The 24,484-nt window shown below is 71.0% G+C and carries 24 protein-coding genes and 1 pseudogene; 14 read left to right on the top strand and 11 right to left on the bottom strand.

Annotation, left to right across the window (positions count from 1 at the left end; all coding sequences use genetic code 11):
* Positions 1 to 5: 5 nt before the first annotated feature.
* Positions 6 to 1,511: an alpha/beta hydrolase gene (locus tag ACIBST_RS04435; protein WP_397169034.1), complete on the bottom strand. Its 1,506-nt coding sequence runs from the start codon at positions 1,509 to 1,511 to the stop codon at positions 6 to 8.
* A 285-nt stretch (positions 1,512 to 1,796) separates the two neighbouring features.
* Between ACIBST_RS04435 and ACIBST_RS04430 the strand changes: the two genes are divergently transcribed.
* The 3 genes and pseudogenes from ACIBST_RS04430 to ACIBST_RS04420 all read left to right on the top strand — a co-directional run.
* Complete coding sequence (locus tag ACIBST_RS04430; RefSeq protein ID WP_397169032.1) at positions 1,797 to 3,101, top strand: sensor histidine kinase; 1,305 nt, start codon at positions 1,797 to 1,799, stop codon at positions 3,099 to 3,101.
* The gene (locus ACIBST_RS04425; protein ID WP_397169030.1) at positions 3,098 to 3,799 is read left to right on the top strand and encodes a response regulator; all 702 of its coding nucleotides are present in this window, start codon (positions 3,098 to 3,100) and stop codon (positions 3,797 to 3,799) included. The genes ACIBST_RS04430 and ACIBST_RS04425 overlap by 4 nt, the downstream gene beginning before the upstream one ends.
* Before the next feature lie 204 nt (positions 3,800 to 4,003).
* Positions 4,004 to 4,315 (top strand): annotated as a pseudogene (locus ACIBST_RS04420) (winged helix-turn-helix transcriptional regulator); the annotation flags it as partial.
* A 240-nt stretch (positions 4,316 to 4,555) separates the two neighbouring features.
* Here ACIBST_RS04420 and ACIBST_RS04415 read toward each other — a convergent pair.
* Complete coding sequence (locus ACIBST_RS04415) at positions 4,556 to 5,455, bottom strand: PhzF family phenazine biosynthesis protein (RefSeq protein WP_397169028.1); 900 nt, start codon at positions 5,453 to 5,455, stop codon at positions 4,556 to 4,558.
* 260 nt (positions 5,456 to 5,715) lie between these two features.
* Positions 5,716 to 6,009 carry a DUF1330 domain-containing protein gene (locus tag ACIBST_RS04410; RefSeq protein WP_397169026.1) on the bottom strand — a complete coding sequence of 98 codons (294 nt, stop codon included), beginning with the start codon at positions 6,007 to 6,009 and terminating at the stop codon, positions 5,716 to 5,718.
* Positions 6,010 to 6,222: 213 nt separating this feature from the next.
* Between ACIBST_RS04410 and ACIBST_RS04405 the strand changes: the two genes are divergently transcribed.
* The 5 genes from ACIBST_RS04405 (at position 6,223) to ACIBST_RS04385 (ending at position 10,752) form a co-directional block, all read left to right on the top strand.
* Positions 6,223 to 6,576 carry a winged helix-turn-helix transcriptional regulator gene (locus tag ACIBST_RS04405; RefSeq protein WP_397169024.1) on the top strand — a complete coding sequence of 118 codons (354 nt, stop codon included), beginning with the start codon at positions 6,223 to 6,225 and terminating at the stop codon, positions 6,574 to 6,576.
* Positions 6,577 to 7,514: 938 nt separating this feature from the next.
* Positions 7,515 to 7,769, top strand: a complete 255-nt coding sequence (locus ACIBST_RS04400; protein ID WP_366328834.1) for a MerR family transcriptional regulator — start codon at positions 7,515 to 7,517, stop codon at positions 7,767 to 7,769.
* 357 nt (positions 7,770 to 8,126) lie between these two features.
* Positions 8,127 to 9,137, top strand: a complete 1,011-nt coding sequence (locus ACIBST_RS04395; protein WP_397169022.1) for an aldo/keto reductase — start codon at positions 8,127 to 8,129, stop codon at positions 9,135 to 9,137.
* Positions 9,137 to 9,736, top strand: a complete 600-nt coding sequence (locus ACIBST_RS04390; protein WP_397169021.1) for a TetR family transcriptional regulator — start codon at positions 9,137 to 9,139, stop codon at positions 9,734 to 9,736. Before ACIBST_RS04395 ends, ACIBST_RS04390 begins: the two co-directional genes overlap by 1 nt.
* A gap of 80 nt (positions 9,737 to 9,816) precedes the next feature.
* The gene (locus ACIBST_RS04385; RefSeq protein ID WP_397169019.1) at positions 9,817 to 10,752 is read left to right on the top strand and encodes an NADP-dependent oxidoreductase; all 936 of its coding nucleotides are present in this window, start codon (positions 9,817 to 9,819) and stop codon (positions 10,750 to 10,752) included.
* A 109-nt stretch (positions 10,753 to 10,861) separates the two neighbouring features.
* Here ACIBST_RS04385 and ACIBST_RS04380 read toward each other — a convergent pair whose 3' ends face one another.
* The gene (locus tag ACIBST_RS04380) at positions 10,862 to 11,068 is read right to left on the bottom strand and encodes a hypothetical protein (RefSeq protein WP_397169017.1); all 207 of its coding nucleotides are present in this window, start codon (positions 11,066 to 11,068) and stop codon (positions 10,862 to 10,864) included.
* A 312-nt stretch (positions 11,069 to 11,380) separates the two neighbouring features.
* Here ACIBST_RS04380 and ACIBST_RS04375 point away from each other — a divergent pair, with 312 nt between their 5' ends.
* Positions 11,381 to 12,295: a hypothetical protein gene (locus ACIBST_RS04375; RefSeq protein WP_397169015.1), complete on the top strand. Its 915-nt coding sequence runs from the start codon at positions 11,381 to 11,383 to the stop codon at positions 12,293 to 12,295.
* 10 nt (positions 12,296 to 12,305) lie between these two features.
* Here the strand turns inward: ACIBST_RS04375 and ACIBST_RS04370 are convergent, their stop codons facing one another.
* Positions 12,306 to 13,316, bottom strand: a complete 1,011-nt coding sequence (locus ACIBST_RS04370; protein WP_397169013.1) for a LysR family transcriptional regulator — start codon at positions 13,314 to 13,316, stop codon at positions 12,306 to 12,308.
* A gap of 219 nt (positions 13,317 to 13,535) precedes the next feature.
* Between ACIBST_RS04370 and ACIBST_RS04365 the strand changes: the two genes are divergently transcribed.
* The gene (locus ACIBST_RS04365; RefSeq protein ID WP_397169011.1) at positions 13,536 to 14,954 is read left to right on the top strand and encodes a serine/threonine-protein kinase; all 1,419 of its coding nucleotides are present in this window, start codon (positions 13,536 to 13,538) and stop codon (positions 14,952 to 14,954) included.
* 87 nt (positions 14,955 to 15,041) lie between these two features.
* On the opposite strand, the gene ACIBST_RS04360 is transcribed toward ACIBST_RS04365, so the two are convergent.
* Positions 15,042 to 15,341 (bottom strand): hypothetical protein, encoded by a 300-nt coding sequence (locus ACIBST_RS04360; protein ID WP_397169009.1) that lies wholly within the window; start codon positions 15,339 to 15,341, stop codon positions 15,042 to 15,044.
* Positions 15,342 to 15,556: 215 nt separating this feature from the next.
* Between ACIBST_RS04360 and ACIBST_RS04355 the strand changes: the two genes are divergently transcribed.
* Positions 15,557 to 16,150 carry a DUF6461 domain-containing protein gene (locus ACIBST_RS04355; RefSeq protein ID WP_397169007.1) on the top strand — a complete coding sequence of 198 codons (594 nt, stop codon included), beginning with the start codon at positions 15,557 to 15,559 and terminating at the stop codon, positions 16,148 to 16,150.
* Positions 16,151 to 16,214: 64 nt separating this feature from the next.
* On the opposite strand, the gene ACIBST_RS04350 is transcribed toward ACIBST_RS04355, so the two are convergent.
* From ACIBST_RS04350 to ACIBST_RS04335, 4 genes are all read right to left on the bottom strand, one after another.
* A complete protein-coding gene (locus tag ACIBST_RS04350) occupies positions 16,215 to 17,141 on the bottom strand; it encodes a phosphotransferase family protein (protein WP_397169006.1) in 927 nt (308 codons plus the stop codon).
* Positions 17,142 to 17,769: 628 nt separating this feature from the next.
* Positions 17,770 to 19,095: a serine/threonine-protein kinase gene (locus tag ACIBST_RS04345; protein WP_397169004.1), complete on the bottom strand. Its 1,326-nt coding sequence runs from the start codon at positions 19,093 to 19,095 to the stop codon at positions 17,770 to 17,772.
* 81 nt (positions 19,096 to 19,176) lie between these two features.
* Entirely contained in the window at positions 19,177 to 19,668 is a 492-nt protein-coding gene (locus ACIBST_RS04340) for an SRPBCC family protein (RefSeq protein ID WP_397169002.1), read from the bottom strand.
* Between the two features lie 63 nt (positions 19,669 to 19,731).
* Positions 19,732 to 20,589 (bottom strand): alpha/beta fold hydrolase, encoded by an 858-nt coding sequence (locus tag ACIBST_RS04335; protein WP_397169000.1) that lies wholly within the window; start codon positions 20,587 to 20,589, stop codon positions 19,732 to 19,734.
* Positions 20,590 to 20,686: 97 nt separating this feature from the next.
* Here ACIBST_RS04335 and ACIBST_RS04330 point away from each other — a divergent pair, with 97 nt between their 5' ends.
* Positions 20,687 to 21,295 (top strand): TetR/AcrR family transcriptional regulator, encoded by a 609-nt coding sequence (locus ACIBST_RS04330; RefSeq protein ID WP_397168998.1) that lies wholly within the window; start codon positions 20,687 to 20,689, stop codon positions 21,293 to 21,295.
* Between the two features lie 373 nt (positions 21,296 to 21,668).
* Entirely contained in the window at positions 21,669 to 22,475 is an 807-nt protein-coding gene (locus ACIBST_RS04325; protein ID WP_397168996.1) for a sulfite exporter TauE/SafE family protein, read from the top strand.
* Positions 22,476 to 22,500: 25 nt separating this feature from the next.
* On the opposite strand, the gene ACIBST_RS04320 is transcribed toward ACIBST_RS04325, so the two are convergent.
* Positions 22,501 to 23,451 carry a TetR/AcrR family transcriptional regulator C-terminal domain-containing protein gene (locus ACIBST_RS04320; protein ID WP_397168994.1) on the bottom strand — a complete coding sequence of 317 codons (951 nt, stop codon included), beginning with the start codon at positions 23,449 to 23,451 and terminating at the stop codon, positions 22,501 to 22,503.
* Between the two features lie 186 nt (positions 23,452 to 23,637).
* Between ACIBST_RS04320 and ACIBST_RS04315 the strand changes: the two genes are divergently transcribed.
* Complete coding sequence (locus ACIBST_RS04315) at positions 23,638 to 24,441, top strand: alpha/beta fold hydrolase (protein ID WP_397168992.1); 804 nt, start codon at positions 23,638 to 23,640, stop codon at positions 24,439 to 24,441.
* Positions 24,442 to 24,484 lie beyond the last annotated feature (43 nt).

Genomic DNA, 24,484 nt, shown 5'->3' with positions numbered 1-24,484 from the left:
TGGTGTCAGACGGCCGGGCGGTCGCAGGTGACGTCCTTGCCGGGCAGGGCGCCGTCGACCAGGTAGCTGGTCACCTTGGTGTCGACGCAGGCGTTGCCCGCCGCGAGGTAGGCGCCGTGGCGGAAGGCGTCGTTCAATGTGATCATGCGGGAGCCGGTCAGCGCCCGGTGCATGGCCTGCTGGCCCGGGTAGGGCGTCGCGGGGTCGCCGGCCGCGCCGACGATCAGCGCCGGTACGTCGTTCCCGATCCTCGTGGGCGCCTCAAGCGGCTTGACCGGCCAGAACGCGCACGGGGTGATGTTGCGGGCGAGCGGTCCGAACAGTGGTTCGGCGGCACGGTGCCGCTGGATGTCGCGGTAGTAGGTCGCCGGGTCGCGGGGTACGGCCCGGTCACCGCACAGGATCGCCGTGCCCGCCCGGTCCGAGGCCTCTCCGGAACCGGTGAACAGGCCGTCGAGGAACTCCTGCAGCGAGGCGGGCGGCGGTGTCTCGCCGCCGCGGCTCAGCGCCCGCGCCTCCTCGGCGAGGACGGCATAGGACTGCGGGTCGTCGCTGTAGAGGCGCGCGAACAGCCAGTACGGCACGACATGGGCGTCAACACGGTATCCGCCGATCTGCACGGGATGCCGGTTGATCTTCTCCACGGTCGTCAGGACGGCGTCACGCGTCCCGCCCAGCCCGTACTTGTCGTCATGTGAGGCGGCCCAGGACGCCCAGCGCCGCAGCGCGGCGTCCATCGCGGGGGCGGCGCGTGAGAACATGCGCGGGCCGTACACCCGCGGGTCGACGGCGCTGTCGAGCACCACCCGGTCGGCCCGCGAGCCGAACATTTGCAGGTAGGTCGCGCCCAGGTAGGTGCCGTAGGAGTAGCCGAGGTATGACAGCTTCCGCTCGCCGAGCGCGGCCCGGATGACGTCCATGTCGCGTGCGGTGTTCCTGGTCGTGGCGTACGGCAGGGTCTGGAGATTGCCCTCGGCGCAGCCCGCCGCCAACTGTTCGGCGAGACGCACCCCCTCGTCGAAGGCACGCCGGTCGGGTCCCGCCGAGCGGAGGAAGGTGTCGGTCTGCCACCGGCAGCTGATCGGTGTGCTGCGGCCGACGAATCGGGGGTCCATGCCCACCAGGTCGTAACGGGCCGCGACCGCGGGCATCTCCTTGCCCAGGAGCGGCATCGAGAGGCCGGCGCCTCCCGGCCCGCCGGGGTTGAGCAGCAGGACGCCGCGGCGCCGCGAGGAATCGGTGGCCTTGATCCGGGAGAGCGCGATGGAGAGGGTCCGCCCCTGCGGCCTGCGGTAGTCCATCGGGACCAGGACGGTGGCGCACCGAGCGCCGGCGGCGTCCATCTGCCGGCCCATCTGATCGCCGGGTCCGGTCGCGCAGGAGCGCCAGGTGATCGTCTGATGGTGGAAGCGGTCCAGGGGGGTGGCGGCCTGTGCCGGTCCGGCGGCGCCCAATCCGATTCCGGCGGTGAGGGCCATTGCGGCAGCCGTTCCACTCTTGATGAGGAGCATGCGTCGTTCCTTGGTGAAGGGGTTGTTTCCTGCGGATCCGGCGCGCGTCGGGTTTCGACGCTCCGGTAGTGATGTGTCCGAGCCCAGGGGTGCCCCCCTGTTGATCATTGATCACCGGCTGTATCCAAAACTAGGGCTCTGAGCAGCCACCGGGCATCGTGCGGAAGGTCGATCCGGGCCCTGCCACCGGCACACCAACCGTCCGCTTCTCTGCAACCGCTGCCCTAACGACGACTCCTCCCAAAGGAGGACAAAGCGGTTCATGGTGGCGGCTACCTTCGTCTCATGAACGTGGTGCGACGATGGGGCCGCTGGTGGCGCGGCTTGCCGGTGATGGTCGCCGACAGCCTGCTGGCCGGTGTGTCGACCGGGCTCGCGGTGACCCAGGCCGCCTTGTCGGCCCATGACCCGGTCGTGCTGGCGTACCTGCTGGCGGTGCTCACCAGCGCGCCGCTGGTGCTGCGCAGGCGCCACCCCGTCGCCGTCCTCGCGGTGATCACGGCGGGCCTGATCGGCTGCGGCCTGGCCGGCTACCCCAACGGATTCCAGGCTCCGCCGGTGCTGGTCAGCCTCTACACCGTCGCGGCCTACCGCCGGGAGGGCCACCGCGACGGCGTCCTGGCCCTGGCGTTGATGGCGGGCATCCTCGTTCCCGACCTCGTCAGGTCCGGGCTGACCTTCGCGATCCTCAAGAGCCTGGTCGAGAACGCGCTGCAGCTCGGCGCGGCCTGGGCCATCGGGGAGGGGGTGCGCAGCCGCAGGCTGCGCCACCAGGACCTCATCGAGCACGCCCGCCACCTGGAGATCGAACGCGAGGAGAAAGCCCTGCGAGCGGTCGCCGAAGAACGCGTGCGCATCGCCAGGGAACTGCACGACGTGGTCGCCCACCACCTGTCGGTCGTCTCGATCCAGTCCGGCGCCGGCGGCCGCCTGATCGACACCGAGCCCGACGCCGCACGTGAAGCGTTCACCGCGATCGCCGCCACCACCCGCGAGGCGCTGGCCGAACTCCGGAACATGCTGTCGGTCCTGCGCCTGACGTCCGACACCGGCGAGGACTCCTACGCCCCCCAGCCGGGGCTGGCCCAGCTGGACACGCTGCTGGAGCGCTCCCGCCTGTCGGGCTTGTCGATCCGGCGGGAGACCTCCGGTCAGGCACGCCCGCTGCCGCCCGGCGTGGACCGGTGCCTGTACCGCATCGCCCAGGAATCATTGACCAACGTGCTCAAACACGCCCCGCACGCCGACGTGACCCTCACCCTGACCTACCACCCCGCCGCCGTCACGCTGCAGGTCGGCGACAACGGCCCGGCCGCCGCCGGGCACAGCGCCGCCGACGGGCACGGGCTGATCGGCATGCGCGAACGAGCCACCCTCTACGGCGGCACCCTCACCGCCGGCCCACGTACGGACGGCGGCTTCACCGTGACCGCGCACCTGCCCGCCTCCCCACTCGCCGAGCCCCTCTCATCGCTCGCGGAGCCCGCCTCCCCACTCGCCGAGCCCGCCTCCTCGCTCGCGGAGTCCGCCTTCGCCGCGGCTCGCCCCCACCAGCAGCAGAGCGCACCGCGACCGGGAGCGTCCCGATGACCGGCCCCGACACCGACCGCGGGACCATCCGTGTCCTGGTCGTCGACGACCAGGCCCTGGTCCGCGCGGGCCTGGTCGCCCTCCTCCGCACCGACGCCGCTCTCGCTGTCGTCGGCGAGGCCGCCGACGGCCACGAAGCCATCGCCCAAGCCGCGGCGACCGCCCCGGACGTCATCTTGATGGACATCCGCATGCCCAACCTGGACGGCGTCGCCGCCACCCGCCACATCCTCGCCCACGCCGCCGGCCCGGCACCGAAGATCCTCATCCTGACCACCTTCGACCTGGACGAACACGTCTTCGCCGCCCTGCGCGCCGGCGCCTCGGGATTCCTGCTCAAGGACACCCCCGCCGACCAGATGCTGGCCGCGATCGCCACGGTCGCCCGCGGCGAGGTGCTGCTGGCGCCCAGCGTCACCCGGCGTTTGGTCCACCACTTCGTCACCACGCCCGAACCCAACCGGCGCCGGCCCGAGGAACTCGCCCGGCTCACCAGCCAGGAGACCGCCGTGCTGCACCTGGTCGGCCAGGGCCTGACCAACCAGCAGATCGCCGCCCGCCTGGACATCGCCGAGGCCACCGTCAAATCCCACCTGGGCCGCCTCATGACCAAGCTCAAGCTGTCCAGCCGCGCCCAGGCGGTGGTCGTCGCATACGAGACCGGCTTGATCGTCCCCGGAGCCGGAGACCGTACCTGATGCTCGGCGACTCACCGGGTTCGGGAGCACCGGCCGGGATCTCCGCCGTGATCAACGACGGCGCCACCCTCACGTGGGTGCTGCGGAGGCGCCAGAACTGTCGTGTCATGTCCGAGCGTCCGCGAGCCTCCGATCTCTGAATCGTCCTGGGCAGCGTGACAGGGGAGGACGAGCCACCCAACGGCGTGCTCCTGGGATCCTGTCGTCCTCTCGGCCCTGCGCCTGGGGCCGACGCGACGCAAGGAACTGCTCGCGAGGATCGCGGGAGTCAGCGACAAGGTGCTGACCCAGGCGCTACGACGTCTCCAGGCACGCGGGCTCGTCGTGAGAGGCAACAGCGCCGATCAAGCGTCGATGCACACAGGCGCGGTCTACCGGCTCTCCACGCTGGGGGAATCGTTCACCAGCAGCCCCCTGGTGCCCTGCAGGCCGGCGAGGCGGATCGGACCGGGCTTGACGGTGGCTCGGCTGGATCACGACGCTGACCCGCCTGGTCAGCGAGGTGCGTCGGGCTGAGAGCGCCCGGCTGTACGGGCTGCTGGCCGAGCGGCCCCGGCCGAGACCGCCGCGGCGTTCCGGTGCCGTTAACGCCCTTGTCGCAGGCCGCGAACGAGAGCGGCGCCGGACAAACCCGCAGCGCCGTGGCAGCCAGGTTGAGCGTCTCCCGATGGACGCTCAGCCGCCGCCCTCGGCGCCGTGTCCCGCTGGCACCCGGCGCCGGGCGTCGGCGCTTGACCGCGGCGGGCAGTCCCAGCCTCATGCGCGGATCGCAGGGGAGACGGTCTGGTCGTCGCCTCGGCGGACCACTGCCAGCCCGCCGACCCGGGTCGTGATGCCCGCCGGCACGCGCCGGGCCGAGGCGAGCACGCTGGCCGGTCGACCGAGGGTGTCACCCTGCTCCACCTCGATCGCGACCGTCTGCGCCCCTGTCGTGTCGAGCAGGTGGGCGGCCAGGCAGCCGGTGCTGTTGGCGTTGGCGACGTCCTCGTCGACACCGATCGCCGGCGCGAACATCCGCGCCGCACCCGGTCGGTCGCCCACCGGCGGTACGTACACGAAGCAGCCGAGGAGCCCGTACCGTCTGCACGCCGCTGTCAGCTCGCCGAGGTGTGGGCGGACTCGGAACAGCGCCGACCGGTCGCGGACCGGCACCAGCATGCGCGGTGCGCCGGGCGCGGCGATCCGTGGCGCGTCGGCCGGATGCGGATCGTCCGCGGTGAGGCCGAGCGCGGTGACGATCGCGGCGCGCTCGTCCGGCGCCGGGTGGCGCAGCGCGACGAGGCCCTGGTCGAACCACACCTCGATGCCGGCGGAGCGGCGGATCGCGACGGTGTCGAACGTGCGGCCGCCGGTGTGCTGGCGGTCGTTCAGCTCGCTCAGCGCGGTGCGGGTCAACCGGACGGCCTGTGCGGCAACGGTGCCGTGGCCGCAGCCGGGCAGTTCGGCGGTGGCGGTGAAGAACCGGACCGGCCGGCCGCCGTCCGGCGTCCGCCCTGGGCCGAGGAACGCCGCGTGCGAGGCGCCGGCCGCAGCAGCGACCGCCCGCCGGTCCGCGTCCGTCGCCGCCGGGTCGTCGTCGGTGACGGCCGTGGGGCTACCGCCCCGGCCGTCGCGCCGCACGCACGCATCAACCACTGTGACATTCGGCCAGGACATCGGCCCCCCTTCGACACAAGGAACTGGCAGCCGTGAACGGCCTGGCCGCAACGGATGACCGAACGAGTCCTGGAGCGTACCGGCCCGCCTCAGCCGGTGCCGTCCTGCACCGGACAGCGGATGATCACCGCACTGCCGATGGCGTGGCCCATGGATGATCTCAGACATCGACACCGCTGATGCTGGACAACCCCGCCGACAACGTTGAGCGCCGTGCGCGCATCAGGTGACGGATGCTCGGCGAGAGCTGGGTCCGCCGGTCAGTCGGTGCCTTCGATGATGCGGAAGTCGCGCTGGAAGCCGTCGGGGAGAGCCACCAGCGCCTTCTTGTACGCCTCGCTCTCGTAAGCCTCGACGGCCTGTTCGAAGCTGTCGAACTCGATCAGAACGACGCGTTGCGCGATTCCGGCCTCGTGGGCGACGACTCGACCGCCACGGGACAGGACCCGCCCGCCCGCAGCCCGGACGGCCGGACCCGCCAGCTCGTTGTAGGCACTCAGCGTCTCAGGGGCGGGAATGGCGGGGTAAACGCTGACCCAGTAGCCCTTGGCCATGGAAACCTCCTGTGTTCGGCCGGACACGTCCGGCTTCGCCCGGTGACAAAGCGCCGGGAAGTTGTGAGGACGTGCCGATCCGGCCCGGCTCGGGTCGCCACCCGAGGCTGCCGGTTCGCGTCCCGGGGAGCCCTCAGTGCTTCGGAAATCGAATCAACGCGACACACGTTAGTGTGTCGGATATCGAAGCAGCAAGACGGGACGGTACGACGGATGGCGGCACCCAGGCCGGGACGGGCGGTCCGAGGGTCGAGCACCGGCCGGCCGCTGATGGCCGCCCTCGACCTGTTCGGCCGCAGGTGGAACCTGCGGATCGTCTGGGAACTGCGAGACGGGCCGGTCGGGTTCCGTGCGTTGCAGGAGCGCTGCGACAACATGTCCTCCAGCGTGCTGCGGCAACGGCTGACCGAGCTGCTCGACGCCGCCCTCGTCGAGCAGCACCCGGACACCGCCTATGCCCTCACTGAGCTGGGCCACGGTGCCTATCGTGCGCTGCGCCCGCTCGCCGGGTGGTCCGCAGAGTGGGCCGCGACCCTCAACGCCGCCGGTCCGGAAGACGCCCGCTAGCGCTTCGACGGGCTGAGTGCGGGAACCTCGGCAGTGGCCTGGCGCCCCTGATCGCCGCCGGGGCGCAGATGCCGCCGGACCAACTGGCTGCTGGCCGACAGTATGAGCTGAGCGCCGCCCATCTGCAGTGCTTGGGCCCTGACTCCCAATGGCTGTCACCGGTCAGTGATTGAAGCTGGGCCGGTGGGTCGGCCTTCGGCTCGGAAGCGTCCCATTCGGTGAGGACAGCTCGCACAGAGGCGGAGCTCTTACTCAAGGGTGCAAGAAAATCTGTAGTCGCCACAGTAGACATTCGCGCTGTGGGGGACTAGAGTTCCTGACATCGCAAGGGATGGATCCACGAGGGCAGCGCAGTACGAGCACCATGACGGGGCTGCCCGGACGGACGTGGACAGCAGTACGGAACGAGGAAGAGGGCAGAAGGTCGGACTGCCGCGGCCAGGTGGTTGAGCAAGAGGGCCGGGGCGGTGGACGCGCTGCCGTTTTGCAGGAAGTCGGCACCAGCGGTCAGGGTGCCGAGGTACGGATAACCGGAAGGGAGTGTTGGACGCCATCAGGATCGCCCGTCGCCGGCCGCATGTCGCCGCACGGGTACCGCAGCTCCACGAACAGGACGGTGGTCTACGGTCACGCTTACGCGATCCCCGCGTCCCCGCATCTGGCGGCTGGCGCGGCATAAGTGAACCGCCCCTGCAGCACGCAGGCAGGGCCGGTCGATGGTGTTAAACCTCTGGGCCCCGGCGCATCATGGCGCCGGGGCCCCTGTTCGCATTCGGGAAGGTTGAATGGATCAAACATCTCAGGCAACGGTCAGCGCTTCCAGGCGGGAGCAGCCCCGCCCCACCGGAGCTCACCCGGCCACTCACCCGGCCCAGGCGGTCGAAGAGGCCGGCAGTCTCGGGCGGCGGCTCGATGATGAGGACTATCCCGCCTACAGCATGGGCCGGGCCGCCGAAATCCTCGGCGTCACCCCGGCGTTCCTGCGCAGCCTCGGCGCCGCCAAGCTGATCGAGCCACTACGCAGCGAGGGCGGCCACCGCCGCTTCTCCCGCTACCAGCTGCGCCTGGCCGCCCGCGCCCGCGAACTCGTCGACGCCGGCACCCAGCTGGAAGCGGCCTGCCGCATCATCATCCTGGAAGACCAGCTCGCCGAGGCGCTGCGCATCAACGAAGAGCTCCGCCGGCGTCACTGACCGCTCCGAGCCCCCGGTCACGCCCGGGGGCATCAGGACAAGCCGCGCCCTGAAATGGCAGGTAGCCCCGGCAATTCCGGGACAGTCCGACCGGCGCGGCGCCGGCCGTTGAAGCTGACCGCCCACAGGTCAAGGATCCCTGACCGGCGGTTCTGTCAAGCGTGCCGGTGGTGGACCTGAGCGGCGTGACCTTCTGCGGCACCGGCAGCAGGCCGTCGCGATCAGGATTGCTCCCGCCGCAACGGCAGGTGAGCACTCACCTCGGAGAACCCCGCCGACACCAGATCCCGCCTGGCGAGAAGAGGTAGCAAGTTACAAGTTTTGACATCTGTTACAAACCCGCTTAGCGTTTCTCGTATGGAGCAGAGGACACTCGGCGCCGACGTCTGTGTGGGGGCTGTCGGGCTCGGTTGTGCAGGCATGTCCGGTGCGTACGGACGCAGCGCCGACGAGCAGGGCATCGCGACGCTTCGCGACGCGCTCGACGCCGGGATCACGTTCATCGACACGGCCGACCACTACGGGATGGGGCACAACGAGACGCTCATCGGGCAGGCGCTGCGCCCCGCCGATCGCGACCGCGCCGTGCTGAGCGTGAAGTTCGGCGCGTTGTTCGGTGTGGACGGCAGCGTCCGCGGCGTCAACGGCCGGCCGGACGCGATCCCGAACTTCCTGGGCTACTCGCTCCAGCGGCTGGGCACCGATTACGTGGACATCTATCGCCCGGCCAGGCTGGACCCCGCGGTCCCGATCGAGGAGACCGTCGGCGCCGTCGCCGAGATGGTGCGGAAGGGCTACGTGCGCGGCATCGGGCTGTCGGAGGTCGGCGCCGAGACGATCCGCCGCGCGCACGCCGTGCACCCGATCACCGACGTCCAGATCGAGTACTCGCTGTTCAGCCGTGGCGTCGAAGACGAGATCCTGCCCACCTGCCGCGAGCTGGGCATCGGCGTCACCGCCTACGGGGTGCTCGCCCAGGGAATGCTGACCGGCACGTGGCGGCCGTCGGCCGGCGACGCACGGCATCGCGCACACCTGCCCCGCTTCGCCACTGGCAACATCGAGACCAACCTCGCGTCGGTCGAGCGGCTTCGGGAGATCGCCGCCGCCCGCGGCGCCACGGTCGCGCAGCTCGCGATCGCGTGGGTGCTGGCGCAGGGGCGCGTGCACCGAGACATCGTCGCGCTGGTCGGGGCCAGCCGGCCGCACCGCGTCACCGAGGCGGTGGACGCCGCCGGCCTGCGGCTGACCGAGGCCGACCTGGACGCGATCGAGCAAGCCGCCCCGCGAGGGGCGGTCGCGGGAGAACGCTACGTCCCCGCCCTGCTCGCGCTCCTGGACAGCGAGCGAACGGGCGGCAGGCGCTGATGCCCGCCCGAACCCCGCTGGACGCGAACGCCATCCTGGCGGCCACCGAGGAGATCCTGCGCCGCCACGGACCGGGCAAGGCGACGGTCGTCGACGTCGCCAGGGCGCTCGGGGTCAGCCACGCCGCCGTCTACAAGCACTTCCCCTCCAAGCAGGCGCTGCGCGAGGCCGTGACCCGGCGCTGGCTCGACCGCAACCGCGACGCCCTCGCCGTCATCGCCGCCGACCGCGCGGTCCCGCCGGCGCGGCGGCTGCGTACCTGGCTGCACGCCGTCCTGGCCGCGAAGCAGGCGAAGATCCGCGAGGACCCGGAGCTGTTCGCCGCCTACGGAATCCTCGCGGCCGCGCACAGCAGCGTCGCCACCGACCACGTCGCCGACCTCCTGGGCCAGCTGACGGCCATCATCGCCGACGGCGCCGCCGACGGCAGCCTCCGCACGGACGACGCGGAGGCCACCGCCCGCGTGGTCTTCAACGCCACTGCCAAGTACCACCACCTCGCCCACGCGGCCGAATGGCAGAACCCCGGCATCGGCGCCGAACTCGACCAGGTGTGCAGCCTCCTGCTGGAGGGCCTGCACGCCCTCACATCGCCGTAGCCGGACCAGGCCGCTCACCGGCCGCGATCGGCCCTGCCCATCGCCGCCCAGGCGGCAACCGACAAGGAGTGCGAACGACCATGGTTCAAGCAATCGGCGTTACGCGGCCGGGCGGACCGGACGCCCTCGGCGAGCTCGACCTGGACGCCGAGCCGATCGGTCCCGGTCAGGTCAGGATCCGGGTGAGCAGCGCCACGGTGAACCCGGCCGACGCGATGATCCGTTCTCGTCCGCGGCAGGGTGAGGCCGACGCGGTACGGGTGCCGGGCATGGAGGTCGCCGGCGTGATCACCGAGATCGGTCCCGCCGTCGACCGCCCGTTCGCGATCGGGGACGCCGTCATGGCCATCGTGGTGCCCTCGGGCCCGCACGGCGGCTACCGGGCAGACCTGGTCATATCGGCACGCTCGGTCGCGAGGATCCCGGCCGGGCTCTCGGACGTCCAGGCCGCCACCATCCCGATGAACGGGCTCACCGCCCGGCTCGCGCTCGACACGCTGGCGCTCCCGTCCGGCGCGACGGTCGCCGTCACCGGCGCAGCCGGCACCGTCGGCGGGTACTTCGTCCAGCTCGCCAAGCAGGACGGGCTGGTCGTCGTCGCCGACGCCGCCCAGCAGGACGAGACCTTCGTCCGCGAGTGCGGAGCCGACGAAGTCGTGCCGCGGGGGGACGACTTCGCCGCGACGGTCCGCCGCCGCCACCCGGGCGGCGTGGACGGGCTCCTCGACGCCGCCGTGCTGGAGGCCGCCGCGCTCTCTGCCGTCAAGGACGGCGGCACGGTCGTCACCGTCCGCGGTTACCAGGGCGACGGGACCGGCCGGGTCCGCGTCGTCCCGATCTTCGTCCGCGACTACGTCGAGGCCGCGGCCGAGCTCGACCGGCTCGCCGCACTCGCCGGTGAAGGAAGGCTCACCGTGCGCGTGGCCGGCGAACTGCCGGCTTCCCGAGCCGCCGACGCGCATCGCTCGCTCGAACGGCGCGGCGTCCGCGGGCGGTTCGTCCTGCGGTTCGGCTGACCGATCCGCGCGCGTCCGGCGATGTCGCGCAGGCGCATCTCCTGATCACGCCGATGGAGGGCCATGGCGAGCATGGGCTCATGGGTGACGCCGGTCAGGCCCTCGCCTCTCAGCGCCGCGCCCGGACGTAGGCCCGGATGAAGAGGACGGCGAACCCGGCGGCGGCCGTGGCCAGGGCGGTCATGGCCTGCACGTCGTCCATGAGCGCCGCATAGACCGCCAGCACGAGGCAGACCGCCGCGCCGGTCAGGGAGACCTTCCAGAAAACGGGCGGCGCAGGCGGCCGCGGAGGCTGGCCGGGAGGCGTGATCGTCATCCTTCACATCCTGCCTCGCAAGCCGATCGGGTGCGCGGCCGATTCCGCACTTCCGGCTCGCCGGGCGAGCGCTCGGCCGGATGCGCGGTCAGCTCTCAGCCGGCCACCGGCGCATGGCCGATCTCCGACGGTCGTCGAACGTCGGTGCTCACGACCGCGACCTGGTGGCGGTTCACACGGAAGTGAGCCATATCGAGAAGTGTCCCGGTGATCCCAAGAAAGTCTTGGACGAGCGGTTACTGAAATCGTTTTCTGGAGGAGCTGGAGCCGCACCTCCCCTCGTCACCCCGCTCCGGCACCGGAAGGAGAACCATGAGGTCGTTGCGCATCCTGGCCGTCGTCACCGTGACGCTGGCCCTGACGACGAGTCCGGCGGCGGCTCAGTCACCGCCGCCCGGCCGGGACAAGCCGGTCACCATCGTCTCCGATCAGGCGGGCGAAACCTTCACCGAGTCCGTCAGCGCGGCGGATGCCGTCGGAGTCCGGACCATCACCTGGACCTCCAACACCGGCGCGAAGCTCAGGCTTCAAGGGGTGCTGCCCGGCAGCACCGTCCGGGTCGTCCACGCGGCGTCTCAGGTCCCCGGTGTGGCCCCTTCCGCCCAGGTCGCCGGCGGCCGAGCGGTCGGACTGTCCGTCACCGGACCGAACCTCAGCAAGTCCGAACTGCTGAAGTACGCCGGGTCCGGCCCCGAACCGGCGACCAGCGAGGCCGCCGCCGCCCTGAGCACCCCGGTGGACCGGAACCCGGACTGGGCGCTGGTCGCCGACTACTGGTTCGGCAACGCCCATATCTACGGCTGGTTCGGCTACTGGCTGGTCAACAACGACGGAGCCGGGAACTGGGGAGTCCTCGGCCAGATCTGGCACAGCGCCTACGACCTCGCGAAGGGCACAGAGATCAAACAGACCTGGCAGTGGACCTACGTCCCGCCCGGCAACGCAATCATGGACCAGGACCCCAAGTGGACGCAGTTCTTCGAGCCCTGCCGGCAGCAGCCCATCTCCGTCAGCATCTTCGGCTTCTCGGTCGGAGGCAGCATCTACAACTGCCGGGGCCAGGTCGACCCCTGGGCCTGGGCCAACAGCAACGACACCGGGGTCGGGGTGAGCTGGAAGGGCAAGAGCGGATACACGACCATCGGCGGCGCGATCGACTTCGCCATCTACAGCCCCTCGACCGCGGCCTGGAATGTCTCGGGCTGGGTCAGACTGATCGATGACTGACCGCTGACAATCAGGAGCGGTCCTGGGCCCAGGCGAGGCTCGCGGCGATGTAACCGGTCACCAGGGGCGAGTGATCGGTGCTTCGCCTGGCCAGGACGAGGTGGGTCGAGGGATGATCGGCCAGCGGGACGTAGCGCACGCCCGGGACGGGATTCGTCCGCGTCGTCCGCTCGGGAACGAAGATCGCGGCCTGCTGCCACAGGACCGCGTGCAGCCCCTCGCCGAGTGATCGCACCACCGGACCGTCGCCCGGAATCTGCCAGAACTCCACCCAGGTGGGGTCCGCCTCGCTGGGCAGCCGGACGGTCCGATGGCCGTACAGGTCGGCGCGGGCGAGTGAGAGCCGGTCGGCCAGCGGGTCGTCCATGGGAAGCGCCACGTATATCGGCTCCGCCCGGACCGCGTGAACCGCCAGCCCGGTCTCGTCGAACGGCGTGAACGTGATCGCCACGTCGACCTCGCCGCGCCCCAGCCCGATCGTGGGATCGGCGACGTTGCCCTGGCGAAGCTGGACCCGCGAGGCCGGATACCGCTGGTTGAAGCTCCGGGCAGCCTCGGCCGACAAGGACGACTCGGCCGGGCCCAGCACGCCGATCCGCAGTACCGGCTCGCCGTTCGCCTGCCGTACTCGCTCGACCGCGCCCGCGGCGGCGGCGAGCAGTCCCCGGGCCTCCCTGAGCAGCACCTCGCCGGCCATGGTGAGGATCATCCCGCGCGCGGTGCGGACGAACAGCGCGCATCCCAGCTCCGCCTCCAGTTCGCGAATGCGCTGACTCAGCGGCGGCTGGGAGATGAACAGGCGACGGGCGGCGCGTCCCACGCTGCCCTCTTCCGCGACGACTACAAAATACTGCAATCGGCGTAAGTCCACACGCGCGACGGTATATCGAAATCTTGACCATGGATCTACCGGAAGGGGATGAATTTGATTGGGAGAGAATGGCGCGAATGCGGGTCGTGCCGGCGCAAGCCGCTCCCGGGCAGGTGCTCTCGAACTCGCCGCGTCGTCGGCGATCGTCATCTTGGCTTATTGTCCTCTTCCCGCGGGGCGACGTGCGAAGATCTTGCTTGGCTCGTCAGGCACGTTCAAAAGGTGACAAGGCGTGATGTGCGCCGTGCTGCCGGGGGTGTACAAGTTGCCGTCATCGGTGCATGCCCGCTTGCTCCACCCGGCACGTACGATCCGACCGGGCATGCCTGATCGACTGTTCGTGCCGAGGGCGATGGCGGGAGACGGGGCATGACTTCGAGGCTGGCCGGTGACGTGGTCGGTGGGCGCTACCGGCTTGCCGCCGAACTGGGGTCCGGTGGTTTCGGACGGGTCTGGCGGGCTCGCGACGAGACCCTCGACGTGGACGTCGCGATCAAGGAACTGCGACTGCCGCCGTGGATGCCGGAAGCCGAACGAGCCGAGCGGCTGGCGCGCGCCACGCGCGAGGCCCGCAACGCCGCCCGGTTACGCAAGCACCACGGCATCGTCGCGATCCACGACGTCGTCATCGACGACGGCCTTCCCTGGATCGTCATGGAACTGGTCGAGGGCTGCTCGCTGAGCGAGCACGTCCAGCAGCACGGACCTCTCCCGGTGGACAGGGCCTTGGAAGTCGCCGCGGCACTGCTGACGGCGATCGGCGCGGCACACCGGGAAGGTGTCGTGCACCGCGACATCAAACCGGCCAACGTCATGCTCGACGAGGACGGAAAGGTCCTGCTCACCGACTTCGGGACAGCGATCCACCACACCGACACAGCGCTGACCGCCACCGGGATGTTCATCGGCTCGGCCGAGTACGTGGCACCCGAGCGGTTGCGCGGCAGCGACGACCTGCCCGCCGGGGATCTGTTCTCCCTCGGCGTGACCCTCTACCAGGCCGTCGAGGGCGTCTCGCCGTTCCGTCGCGCCACCCAGGAAGCGACGCTGGCCGCAGTACTCCTGGAGGAGCCACCGGCGCCGCGACGAACCGGGCCGCTCAGTCAGCTCATCACCCGGCTCCTGAACAAGGACCCAGCTCTCAGGCCGACCGCCGCCGAAGCCCTGGACATCGTCAGAGACATTGCAGGTGAGCAGCCTGCAACCACGGCCCACGTGTGGCGCGACACCAGGATCCTCCCGGCTCGGCCGGTGAAGTGGCGGCCCGTGGGACTTGCCGCGCTGGGGGTGGTCATGACGGCGATGGTGCTCATCACCGTCCTCGGCGTCGCCGGACTCCCGGACAACGGCGACACGTGGGAGTACTTCGAGAGGCGCAGTGCCGACGCCGTGCTGTCGATCGCCGTTGCCGATGTCGTTCTCGCCGGCCTGGCGTGCGCCAGTCTCGCGCGGTTCCTGCCGGCGAACGTCGGCTACGTCGTCACCGCTGTCGTCGGCGTCGCAGGGCTCGTCTTCGGCTGTGGCGCGACGGCATTCGCCCTCCACGGCGCCGCAGAGATCCTTCAGGACGCGAAGGCGTTCTCCGAACGAGCGCCCGAGATGGTGTCGCTGGCTTTGATCAGCATCGTCGTCCTCGTCGCTGCGGGGTCGGCTTGGAGCTCACAACTCCTCCTCCGATGCGGAACGATCAGAGGTCGAACACGATGGATGGCGCTTGGCCGCTTGCCGGGACCGCGATCGGGTCGGCCCAGCGGGTCGCGGTCGTCGTCGGCGCGCCCGTCACGGTAGATCCCGCCGAGGCCGATCCAAGCGGTCCGCCGCCGCTCGCCCTGGGATGGAGGTCGGTCGATGTCGTTGACGGCAGGTCGCTGCGCATCAGACCCGTTGACAGTAGAACCCGCCGAGGTTGCCTCTGGGATAGGTGAGCACGAGGTCGCACAGGTATGTGCCGGTGCCCTGCCCGGACTTGATGATCACTATCGCGTCGATGCCTCCGGACGGGGCCCCGTAGCAGGGCTCGCCGTTGACGTGGAGTGAGCCCGGAGCCGTGGGCTCGTCCAACACGTTTCCGGTGTCGCACGAGTAGTGGCCCGTGGCTGCTTGCGCTGGTGCTGCCAGCGAGGAGACTGCCAGCAGCGCCGCGCCCATGATGGTGGCGAAGCGCTTGATGGTCATGGTTCGACGGTAGGAGCGGGCGCCGGCCACTGCCAGATGCGCACGTCACCAGCAGGCATGAGATTCACACAGGATGCTCGGCCGCAATCGTGGCTGTGCCGCTCAATGGCTGGGCTATTCTGCGCGCGTTACCGCGTGAAGCGGAGGAGTAAGTGAAGCGGGAGCAGGCCCGCCCCTTAGGCCGCGCCTGCTTTCCCTGATCGCGGAGACGTCACATGCCAAAACCCACCGACCTCTACGAATTACTCGCCACCCGAGGGTTCGACGGTGCGGCCGAATATCCGGGTTTTCACATCGTGTGGGCCGAAGGGATGGGGGGCAACGAACTGGCCCGGCGGCTCGGCGCCGATCCGGCCCCTGTGTACCGGTGTGGCCTGGACGATGTGGCGGGCCTCGGTGGCGGCCGTGCGGGCATGTGGGCCGGCGCTGCCGGCGGATGGGTGCAGGCCTTCGTGTTCGACTGGTTTCCGAATGACTTGTCCTGGATCGAGGAGGCGTCGCGCGGAACGCGCCTGCTGAACGTTCAATGTGCCGGCGGTCAGCGTCTGGACTGGGCCGTCGACGGCGTCACGGTGGTCGGGCTCAACCTCGTCTGGCCGAGTGAGCGGTTCGGGGCCGACCCCACCGCCCTCGACCAGCTCATGCGAGACCTGCACTTCCAACTGGACGAACCAGCGGACATCTCCAACGAAGATCCCACCACGGTCGAAGTGAGCGTGACATCGGCACTCCGGCTGGCAGGCCGCCTCACCGGGCAGGAGATCGACGCGCGGTGGCTGGACCGCCCCCACAGCCTGTACCTGTTGTGACCTCAGCACCGACGCCTTCCCGGTTACGTGTCACGGCCGGAAAGAATGTGCAGGGCTTCAGGCGTCAGGACAGCTCGTTCCAAGGGGATGGGGGAGTTGACGCGAAGAAACGGAGCAGGCCCAGGAGCCGGCTGGCCGGAGGTGCGGTCCAATGGCGTTCGTCCGGGCGCGGAATCGGATTCTCCAAGCGGCCGAGAGCCCAGGTGAGATGGAACCACAACACACGGGCTTCCCAATGAGAAATGTCCTGACCGGTTTCCTGCCGATAACCGTCGAGCATGGCCGGGACGACGGTGAGGGGCATCTTGGCGAAGTCGACGGCTGGGTCGGCCCATTCGGCATCGCCCCAATCCACGATCCCGTTGAGCTGAACCCTCTTCGAGGAGGAGACGAGCAGGTTCTGTGGCGCGATGTCGCCGTGGATCAGGACCATGGGCGCGTTCGTGGGGAGATGGTGTGCGAGCCGGTCGAACCATCCGGTGAGCCAGCGGGCGGTCTCGGCATCGATCCAGCCTTCCTTGAGGAGGCGGCCGGTGAGTGCCCAGGGGTCGGCGGCGCCGTCATCCACGGGGACGCCGGCAAGGGCCGGTACGGTGTCCGGAGTGAGCCGGTGGAGTTTGCCCAGTTCCCGCCCTACTTGCCGGAAGAGATGTTCGGTGCCGGCTGCGGGTGGGTCGAGGCGCGCGAGATCCACTCCCTGGGTCCGGGTCAGCACCATGTAGGGCACGTCCACGACTGAACAGGTGTCGTCGAAGGCGACGACTTCCGGAGCGCGCACGCCGGCGTCCCGGGCGACGGGGATGACCGCGGCCTCCTTGACCAAGTCCGGGAGGAACTGTTCGGCCCGTGGGATGCGCAGGACCAGGTCGGCTCCGAGCAGGTAGACGCGGTTGGCCACCCCGGTGGGAAGCGGCCGCACCTGCTCGGCGGTGGTGCCGTACCGGCCGGCGAGGGCGGCCAGCGTTTGGTCGCTCGTCTCGTATTCCGCCATGGTCGAGCATGCTGGCACGGATGGCTGGCAGCTGTCTCACCCTTTTCGGCGGTGTCGGACGGCGTATTGACGGTGTGGCCTGCGAGGAGGACTCTGTCCGGTCTCCCAGGCCGGGATCGCCTGCTCAGATCCCGGCCCCTGGGTCAGTTGACCACTGTGTTCGTCAGCACGCCTGCGCCTGACCTCCCTTCGAGGCAGCCGCGCGGCACGAGGTGATCAACGTGCTCGCCACCCTCGCGTCCCGTCCCCCAGGTACAGGGTGAGCGTCGAACCGACCTTCGCCGACAGCGTGCCCGCTGCGAACCGACCTTCGCCGACAGCGTGCCCGCTGCGGCCCGGCTGATCGCACCGTGCCCGGACGCAGCCCGGCCAGCGACCCGGCCTCCACCCCCAGGTCGACAGTGCCCGCGAGCCCAGCCGGGGGCGGCAGACCCCACTCGCCGCCGGTGAGGGTGTGCGTGGCCGAGGTGCCCCCTTCCAGGTCACGCCGGGCCGCGGCGGCGGTCGTGGCGGGCAGGCCGAGCTGCAGGAGCGCGAAGCCGCTCCTGGATCCGGCCTCGGCGGCGGCAGCCTGCCTGCCGATCGCCGTCTTCTGACCACCGCAGCCGTCGCCTTCAGCGGCCACGCCTCAGCACATCGACGGGATGCAGGTGAACGGGTTCTCCATCGGGGACGGCTGCTGCGGCTGGGCGGGCGGCTGGGTGGTCTGCCGCGGCGGCTCGGGCTCGGGCTCGTGCTCCGGCGGGTTCTCTGTGTTCCCGGCGGGCGTCCGGTGAGGTAGGGAGCGGTCATCGACGGCGTTGCTCACCGCGTCGCCCGTCCTGGTGGGGCGGGTCGCGGGGGCCGAGCTCTCGGGTCGGGCCCGGTGCGTGGCCGGCGGGGACGACGTCCGTTGCGGGGTGCTTCCGACCTGCTGCGGCGAGGTGGTGGTCGCGGCCGGGGCCGGGGCGGTGGCTGTGCCGGACGGCGGGGGAGCGGCCGAGCCGATCGTGGCCGGGGGCGGCGCGGGCGGGTCGGCCGTGGTGATCAGCACGCCGCCCGTGACGAGCAGCGCGGCCGTCGCGGCGGCGGCCATCGCCGGCAGCGCGTGCCGTCGCCGACCGGCCGGACGCTCCGGCGGCGCGGACGACCCGGCGGCCGGTCCCGGTACGAACGCGGGCGAGGTCAGCCCGGCGACCAGGTCGTCGGCGCTCGGCCGCGCGGCCGGGTCCTTCGACAGGCCGGCGGTGACGAGCCGGAGCAGGGCCCCGGTCAGTCCCGAGACGGCCGGCTGCTCGTTCAGGATGCGGTTGAGCACGGCCGGCGTGGAGTCGGCGCCGAACGCGGGCCGTCCCGAGGCGGCGAACACCATGGTCACGGCCCAGGCGAAGACGTCGGCCGCGGCCGTCACCTGCCTGCCGCCGATCTGCTCGGGCGCCAGGTAGGACGGCGTGCCCATCAGCGGGCCCGTCGAGGTGCCGCCCGGCGCGTCCAGGGCCCGGGCGATGCCGAAGTCGATCACGACCGGGCCTTCGGGACCCATGAGGATGTTGGCCGGCTTGAAGTCGCGGTGCAGCACCCCGGCCCGGTGGATGGCGGCCAGCGCGGCGGCGGTGCTGATGGCGAGCCGCTCCAGGGCGGCGCCCTGCCGTGGTCCCTCGGTGGCGACCAGGTCGCGCAGCGAAGGGCCGGGCACGTACTCGCTGACGATGTAGGGGCGCCGGCCGGCCAGGTCGGCGTGGAGCACGGGCGCGGTGGAGAACCTGGCGACCCGCCGGGCGATCTCCACCTCGCGCAGGAACCTGGCGCGCGCGCCGGGGTCGGTCAGCAGGCCGTTGTGCAGCAGCTTGACGGCCACCCGCCGGCCGGCGGGGTCGCGGCCCAGGTAGACGACGCCCTGGCCGCCCTCGCCGAGCCGGGCGACGAGCTCGTACGGCCCCAGCGTGCGGGGATCGTCCGCCCCCAGCTGATCCACTCGGCCTCCAGGAACACATGAACGGACAGGACAAAAGGGACCGGCGGCTCCGCGGTAGTGATCACCGCCCGCCGACTTCTCTCAGCCCGGCAGGCCGCCCGGGTGGGCGTCGGCGACGAGGCTCAGAACGACGTCGTGCTCCAGCAGCGCCTTGAGGGCGCTGATCAGGAAGGTGAAGCCGCCGGTGGAGTCGGTCACGTAGCGGACGAGCTCGTCGCCGGTGCCGGTGAACCCGCTCTCGGTGACCTGGACGTAGGTGGTGTCGTCCGGCATGGGGGTGAAGCGGAACTCGACCGTGGTGGGGGCGTCGGGTGTGTAGTTGCCCCAGGTGAAACGGATCCGCCGGTTCTCCTCCACCTCGGCGACCGAGGCCCGGGCCGACGCCCCGTACATCTCCCATTCCCAGGTCAGCTCGGCGCCGGGGGTCATCTTCCCGCTGCTCCTGGTGTACCAGATCTTGCTCATGACAGCGGGATCCACGACGGCCTGGAACACCTCGCGGGCGGGGCGGCGGATGAGCATGCCGACCTCCACCGAAGGGATCGTGGTGAGTTCGAGCGTTCGTGCGGACATGCGCTGGGTCTCCTCTCGTGGTCCTGGACCGGCGTCACGGACGTGGTCGCCGCTCCAGAGTGCTCACGGGCAGCGTGTCAGGAAAGGACGTAACGCGGTGATCAGCGCGGCCGGATTGTCCTCCTGGACGTTGTGCCCGGCGTCCGGCACGACGACGAGCTCGCCGTCCGGAACCTGCGCGACCAGGCGTTCGGCGGCGGCCTGGGGGAGCACCCTGCTGCGTCCGCCCCGTACGAGCAGTACCGGCGTCCTGCCGAGCTGAGCGGGCAGCCGGTCGATGGCCGCCAGGATGGCGGGGAAGTCCGGAGGGCGCGGATCGCCCTTCGGCACCCAGCCGCCCCCTGGTGCACGGCGGAACAGTGTGCTCATGCGGTAGGCGACACTGGCCCGGTGGGCGCGTGGATTGACCCGCATCGCGGCCTCCACCACCGTCTCCAGCTCCCGCACCGGGCCGAGCCCGCTGATGAAGGTCCGCACCCGCCAGGTGCTGTCGAAGTCCACGCCCGGCGCGACGTCGATGAGCACCAGCCGCTCCACCCGGCCGGGACGCTCCTCGGCGACGTGGGCCGCGACGACGCCGCCCAGGGACATGCCGACCAGCCGCACCCGGTCGAAGCCGAGATGATCGGCCGCGGCGACGACGTCGGCCGCGAGGGTGCCGATGCGGTAGTCGCCGGACCAGCCGCTCTCGCCGTGACCGCGCAGATCCAGCGCGATCAGCCGGGCGGCGCCGCGCAGCCCGAGGCAGACGAAGTCCCACGTGTGCGCGGTCAACGCGCCACCGTGCAACAGCAGCACCGGCGGCCCTGTCCCGCCCCAGTCGAAGCCGTGCAGCGGGCAGCCCGCCCGGGAGAAGCGGATCTCGCGGGGCGGCGCCGGCTCGTGGACCGTGACGCCCAGTGCCGCCGCCAGCTCGGTCATCGCCGGAATCGTGAACTGTCCCCGCACGTGCCACCCCCTTACCTTGGGGGTCCAAGGTAAGGGCTGCTGCCTTGACTGGTCAAGGTAATGTGGACGCGTGGCCACCCGAGTACGACGCCGGCCCGAGGACGCCAAGCGGCTGATCCTGGAGGCGGCGAGCAAGCTGCTCGCCGCGGGCGGCCCCGCCGCCGTGCAGGTGCGCGCCGTCGCCGCGGAGGTCGGGGTGTCCGACGCCGCGGTCAACCACCACTTCGGCACGCGCGAACGACTGCTGGAGTCGCTGCTGCGATTCGGCGGGGCCAAGCTCAAGGCCGAACTGCACACGGTGCTGGGCACGTGGGCCGATGCCCCGATCGACCTCGCCGAGCTGGTCCGCACGCTGTCCGCGCTGTACGCCGGCGGTTACGCCGAACTGGCGCTCGCGCTGCACCGTTCCGGCTGGCGGGACACCGGCAGCGGAATGCTGGACGAGCTGGTGGATCGGCTGCACGCCCAGGCGCTGCGGCACTGCACGGCGAGCGGGCGGACGCCGCCGTCCCGCGAGGCGATCCAGCTGACCGTGTGCGCCCTGCACCAGGCGGTGGCGACGGAACCGCTGTTCGGCGACGAGTTCCGCCGGAGCGTCGGACTGGACGACACGGCCCGGGATCGTCTGCTCGACTGGTGGACCGAAGCCCTGCGCGCGACCGTCTCCGGGCAGGGATAGCCGTGTCGTGACGGTGGAGGAGCGCCGATTCCGCCGAGCGGGGCACGCGGGCCGGGGCCGGACGCGTTCACCTTCGTCCACGCCGACCGCCGTCCTGCCACGTCTGCGCAGAGCGGCCGTCCTTCGGGCGACGCGGACGTGGCGGCCGACGCTGGTCGTCCGCACTTCCTGACCGGTGCTCCGGGAGAACTCGCCCGAAGAGTACGGTGTCAGGTGAGTGTCTAGGGTTCCGCCGCCCGGCCCGTTTCACGCGGGTCCGGCGGGCCTGGTCCGAGCGATACCGCCGGCGGCTCGGGTGGCCACCGGTCAACTGAAGGGACAAAAGCCTGGAGGTCGTGGTTCCCGCGAGCGCGGGAGCCGGAAAGGCCTCCTGGTGTGCCCGACCGTCGTGCTGTTCGTCCAGTGCCTGCCCGGTGAGCTCTCACGACAGGACGCATCGGCTCTTGAGCCGTCCGCCGGCCTTCTCCCCACGCTGCTGACCGCGTCAGTGCTGGCCTTCGCTCTGGCCTGGCTGTCGTCGGTGGGCGGCGTGGGTGGCGGCGTGCTGATGCTGATCGCGTTCACCGCCCTGTTCGGTCTGCAGGTGGCGCTGCCCATCCACACACTGACTCAACTGGCCAGTAACGGCGGCCGCGCCTGGTTCAACCGGCACGCCGTCCAGCGGCGGGTCATCGCGTGGTACGCCCTGGGCGCCGTCCCCTTCGCCCTGACCGGCGGGCTTCTGCTGCCCTACGTGCCGGTAGAGCCGCTCAAGCGGGTTCTCGGCGGGTTTCTCATCGTCACTCTCCTCTGGCGGCGATTCCGGCCGCCGCGAGCGGTGCCGGGCGACAGGACGTTCGCCGCCGTCGGCGCCGGTTGCGGTCTCGCCTCGGCCCTGTTCGGGGCGTCAGGACCGGTCGCGGCCCCGTTCTTCCTGGTCAAGGGGTTCATCGGCAGCGCGTACATCGGCACCGAAGCCGCCGCGTCCCTGGTCGTCCAGCTCACCAAGATCGTCGCTTATGGCGCGGGCAGCCTGCTCTCGGCGCACGTGCTGCACCTCGGCCTGGCCCTCACCCCGGCCGTCGTCGCCGGAGCGTGGCTGGGCCGACGAACCGTCGCCCGGATGCACGCCCGGGCCCTCGTGCTGGTCACCGAGGCCGGAGTGGCCGTCGCGGCGACCTTGTTGCTCGCCGGGATCTGAGCGGGGCCCGTCCTGGACGGCGTCGTCAGGGCTCGCGGCCGGCCCGGCGAACGGGCTCGTCGATCAGCGTCACGATGCCCTCCAGCAGGCGCTGGAGCCCGAACTCGAACAGGGTGCCCAGGTCGAGCGAGCGAGGCGGGACGAGCGCCAGGTTCGGGAACGCCGGGTTCTTCGAGGGGCCCTTCAGGGCCGGTGTGCCCCGGGCGTCCATCCACTGCTCGTCGGTGATCCCCGAGTGGGCCGCGGCCTCGGCTTCGGCTTCCAGGCTCGTGGCCACCCCTCGGACGTACGCGGCCACGCAGACATGGATGTGCAGGCTCGTGGCCGGGTCGAGGCCGAGCCCGTCCAGGGCGCGCATCGTCCATTCGCTGTGGGCCATCGCGCGGGAGGAAGGCAGGGGCCGGGTGAAGGAGACGGCCCGCGCCAGCCACGGGTGACGCTGGTACATGGCCCACTGCTGCCTGGCCGCCACCTCCAGGCAGCGGCGCCATCCGGGCGGCGGGGGCTCCGGCAGCGGGAACTCGCCGAAGACCGCGTCGGCCATGAGCAGGATCAGGTGCTCTCTGCTGGACACGTGGCGGTAGAGCGCCATGGTGGTGACGTCCAGATCGGCGGCGAGACGGCGCATGGACAGCGCGGCCAGCCCCTCGGCGTCGGCGACGGCCAGCCCGGCGCCGACGATCCGGCCCCGGTCCAGGGACGCCGCCGGACGTCTGCGATCGTGCGGACTCCGCTGGCGTGGGCCCGGGGTGTCGACGACCGTACCGACTCCGGGAACCGGCCGGGCCAGACCGGCTTGCCGCAAGGCGGCCAGCGCCTTGGTGGCGGTGGCCATGGCCACGCCGAACTCCCGGACGATCTGCCGCGTGGAGGGCAGCAGGTCCCCGGGCCGGAGCTCACCGCTCTCCACGCGCCGGCGCAGCTCGGCGGTGATGCGCAGGAAGGGCGGATCCGAGGAGGGTTCGGTACGGCTCATCACAGGACGTCCTCCAGCCGACCGCACTAGTGCACACAGCTCAAGCCGGTCGCTGCTCCAGCCGGGCTCTTCCGGTTTCACCAGGCGTACTAGTGCACGCTCGACTCCAGATGGCACGCCAGTCTACGGTGCATACATTCGGCACGGGACCGCCTGGCCAGAGACTGAGACGATCGGAGCACCGACATGCCCGGCACGATCCCCACCCCGGTGCGGGCAACACTGGAACTGGACGGACACCGCCTGTCCTACCTCGACTTCGGTGGCCCCGGCAGGCCGCTGCTGGCACTGCACGGCCATCTCGACCAGGGCATGACGTGGAGCGGCCTGGCGGCCGAGCTGAGCCCTGAATGGCGGGTCATCGCGCCCGACCAGCGAGGGCACGGCGAGTCGGACCGGGCCGCGGACTACTCCCGAGAGGGTTACGTGGCCGACCTGGCGGCCCTGCTGGAGCACCTGAACGTCGGCCCGGTCGTGGTTCTGGGCCACTCTCTGGGCGGGCTGAACGCCTACCAGCTCGCCGCCCGTCACCCGTCCCTGGTCCGTGCCATGGTCGTCGAGGAGATCGGCGCCGTCGTCTCGGGTCCGAGTCGCCTGGACTTCCTGCTGCCCAGCCCTTATGAGGCCGCCACTCGCGACGAGCTCGTCGCCGGGCTCGGCGCAGCGGGCCCGATGTTCGCGAGCCGTCTGCGGCGACTGCGGGACGGCACCTGGCGCCTGCCGTTCCATCCCCAGGACATGGTCGAGTCGGAACGCGCCAACTGGGGGGACCACTGGGCCGACTGGCTGGCGACCGACATCCCCGCGCTGCTGCTGGTGGGCGAGGACAGCCCGATCACCGGCGGTCAGGCGCGGGAGATGGCCGAGCGGCGGCCGCACACCCGGCTGGTGACACTCCACGGCGACCATTTCGTGCACCTCCAGGACCCGGCGGGCTTCACCGGCGCGATCCAGGACTTCCTGCGAACGATCGACATCACCTCCGCATGACGAACGCCCCCGGCGACCCTCTCGGCCGCGATCTCCTCGACGC

This window comes from Nonomuraea sp. NPDC049684, assembly GCF_044465345.1.
Taxonomy (GTDB): domain Bacteria; phylum Actinomycetota; class Actinomycetes; order Streptosporangiales; family Streptosporangiaceae; genus Nonomuraea.
This window is presented reverse-complemented; position numbering and strand designations above follow the sequence as displayed.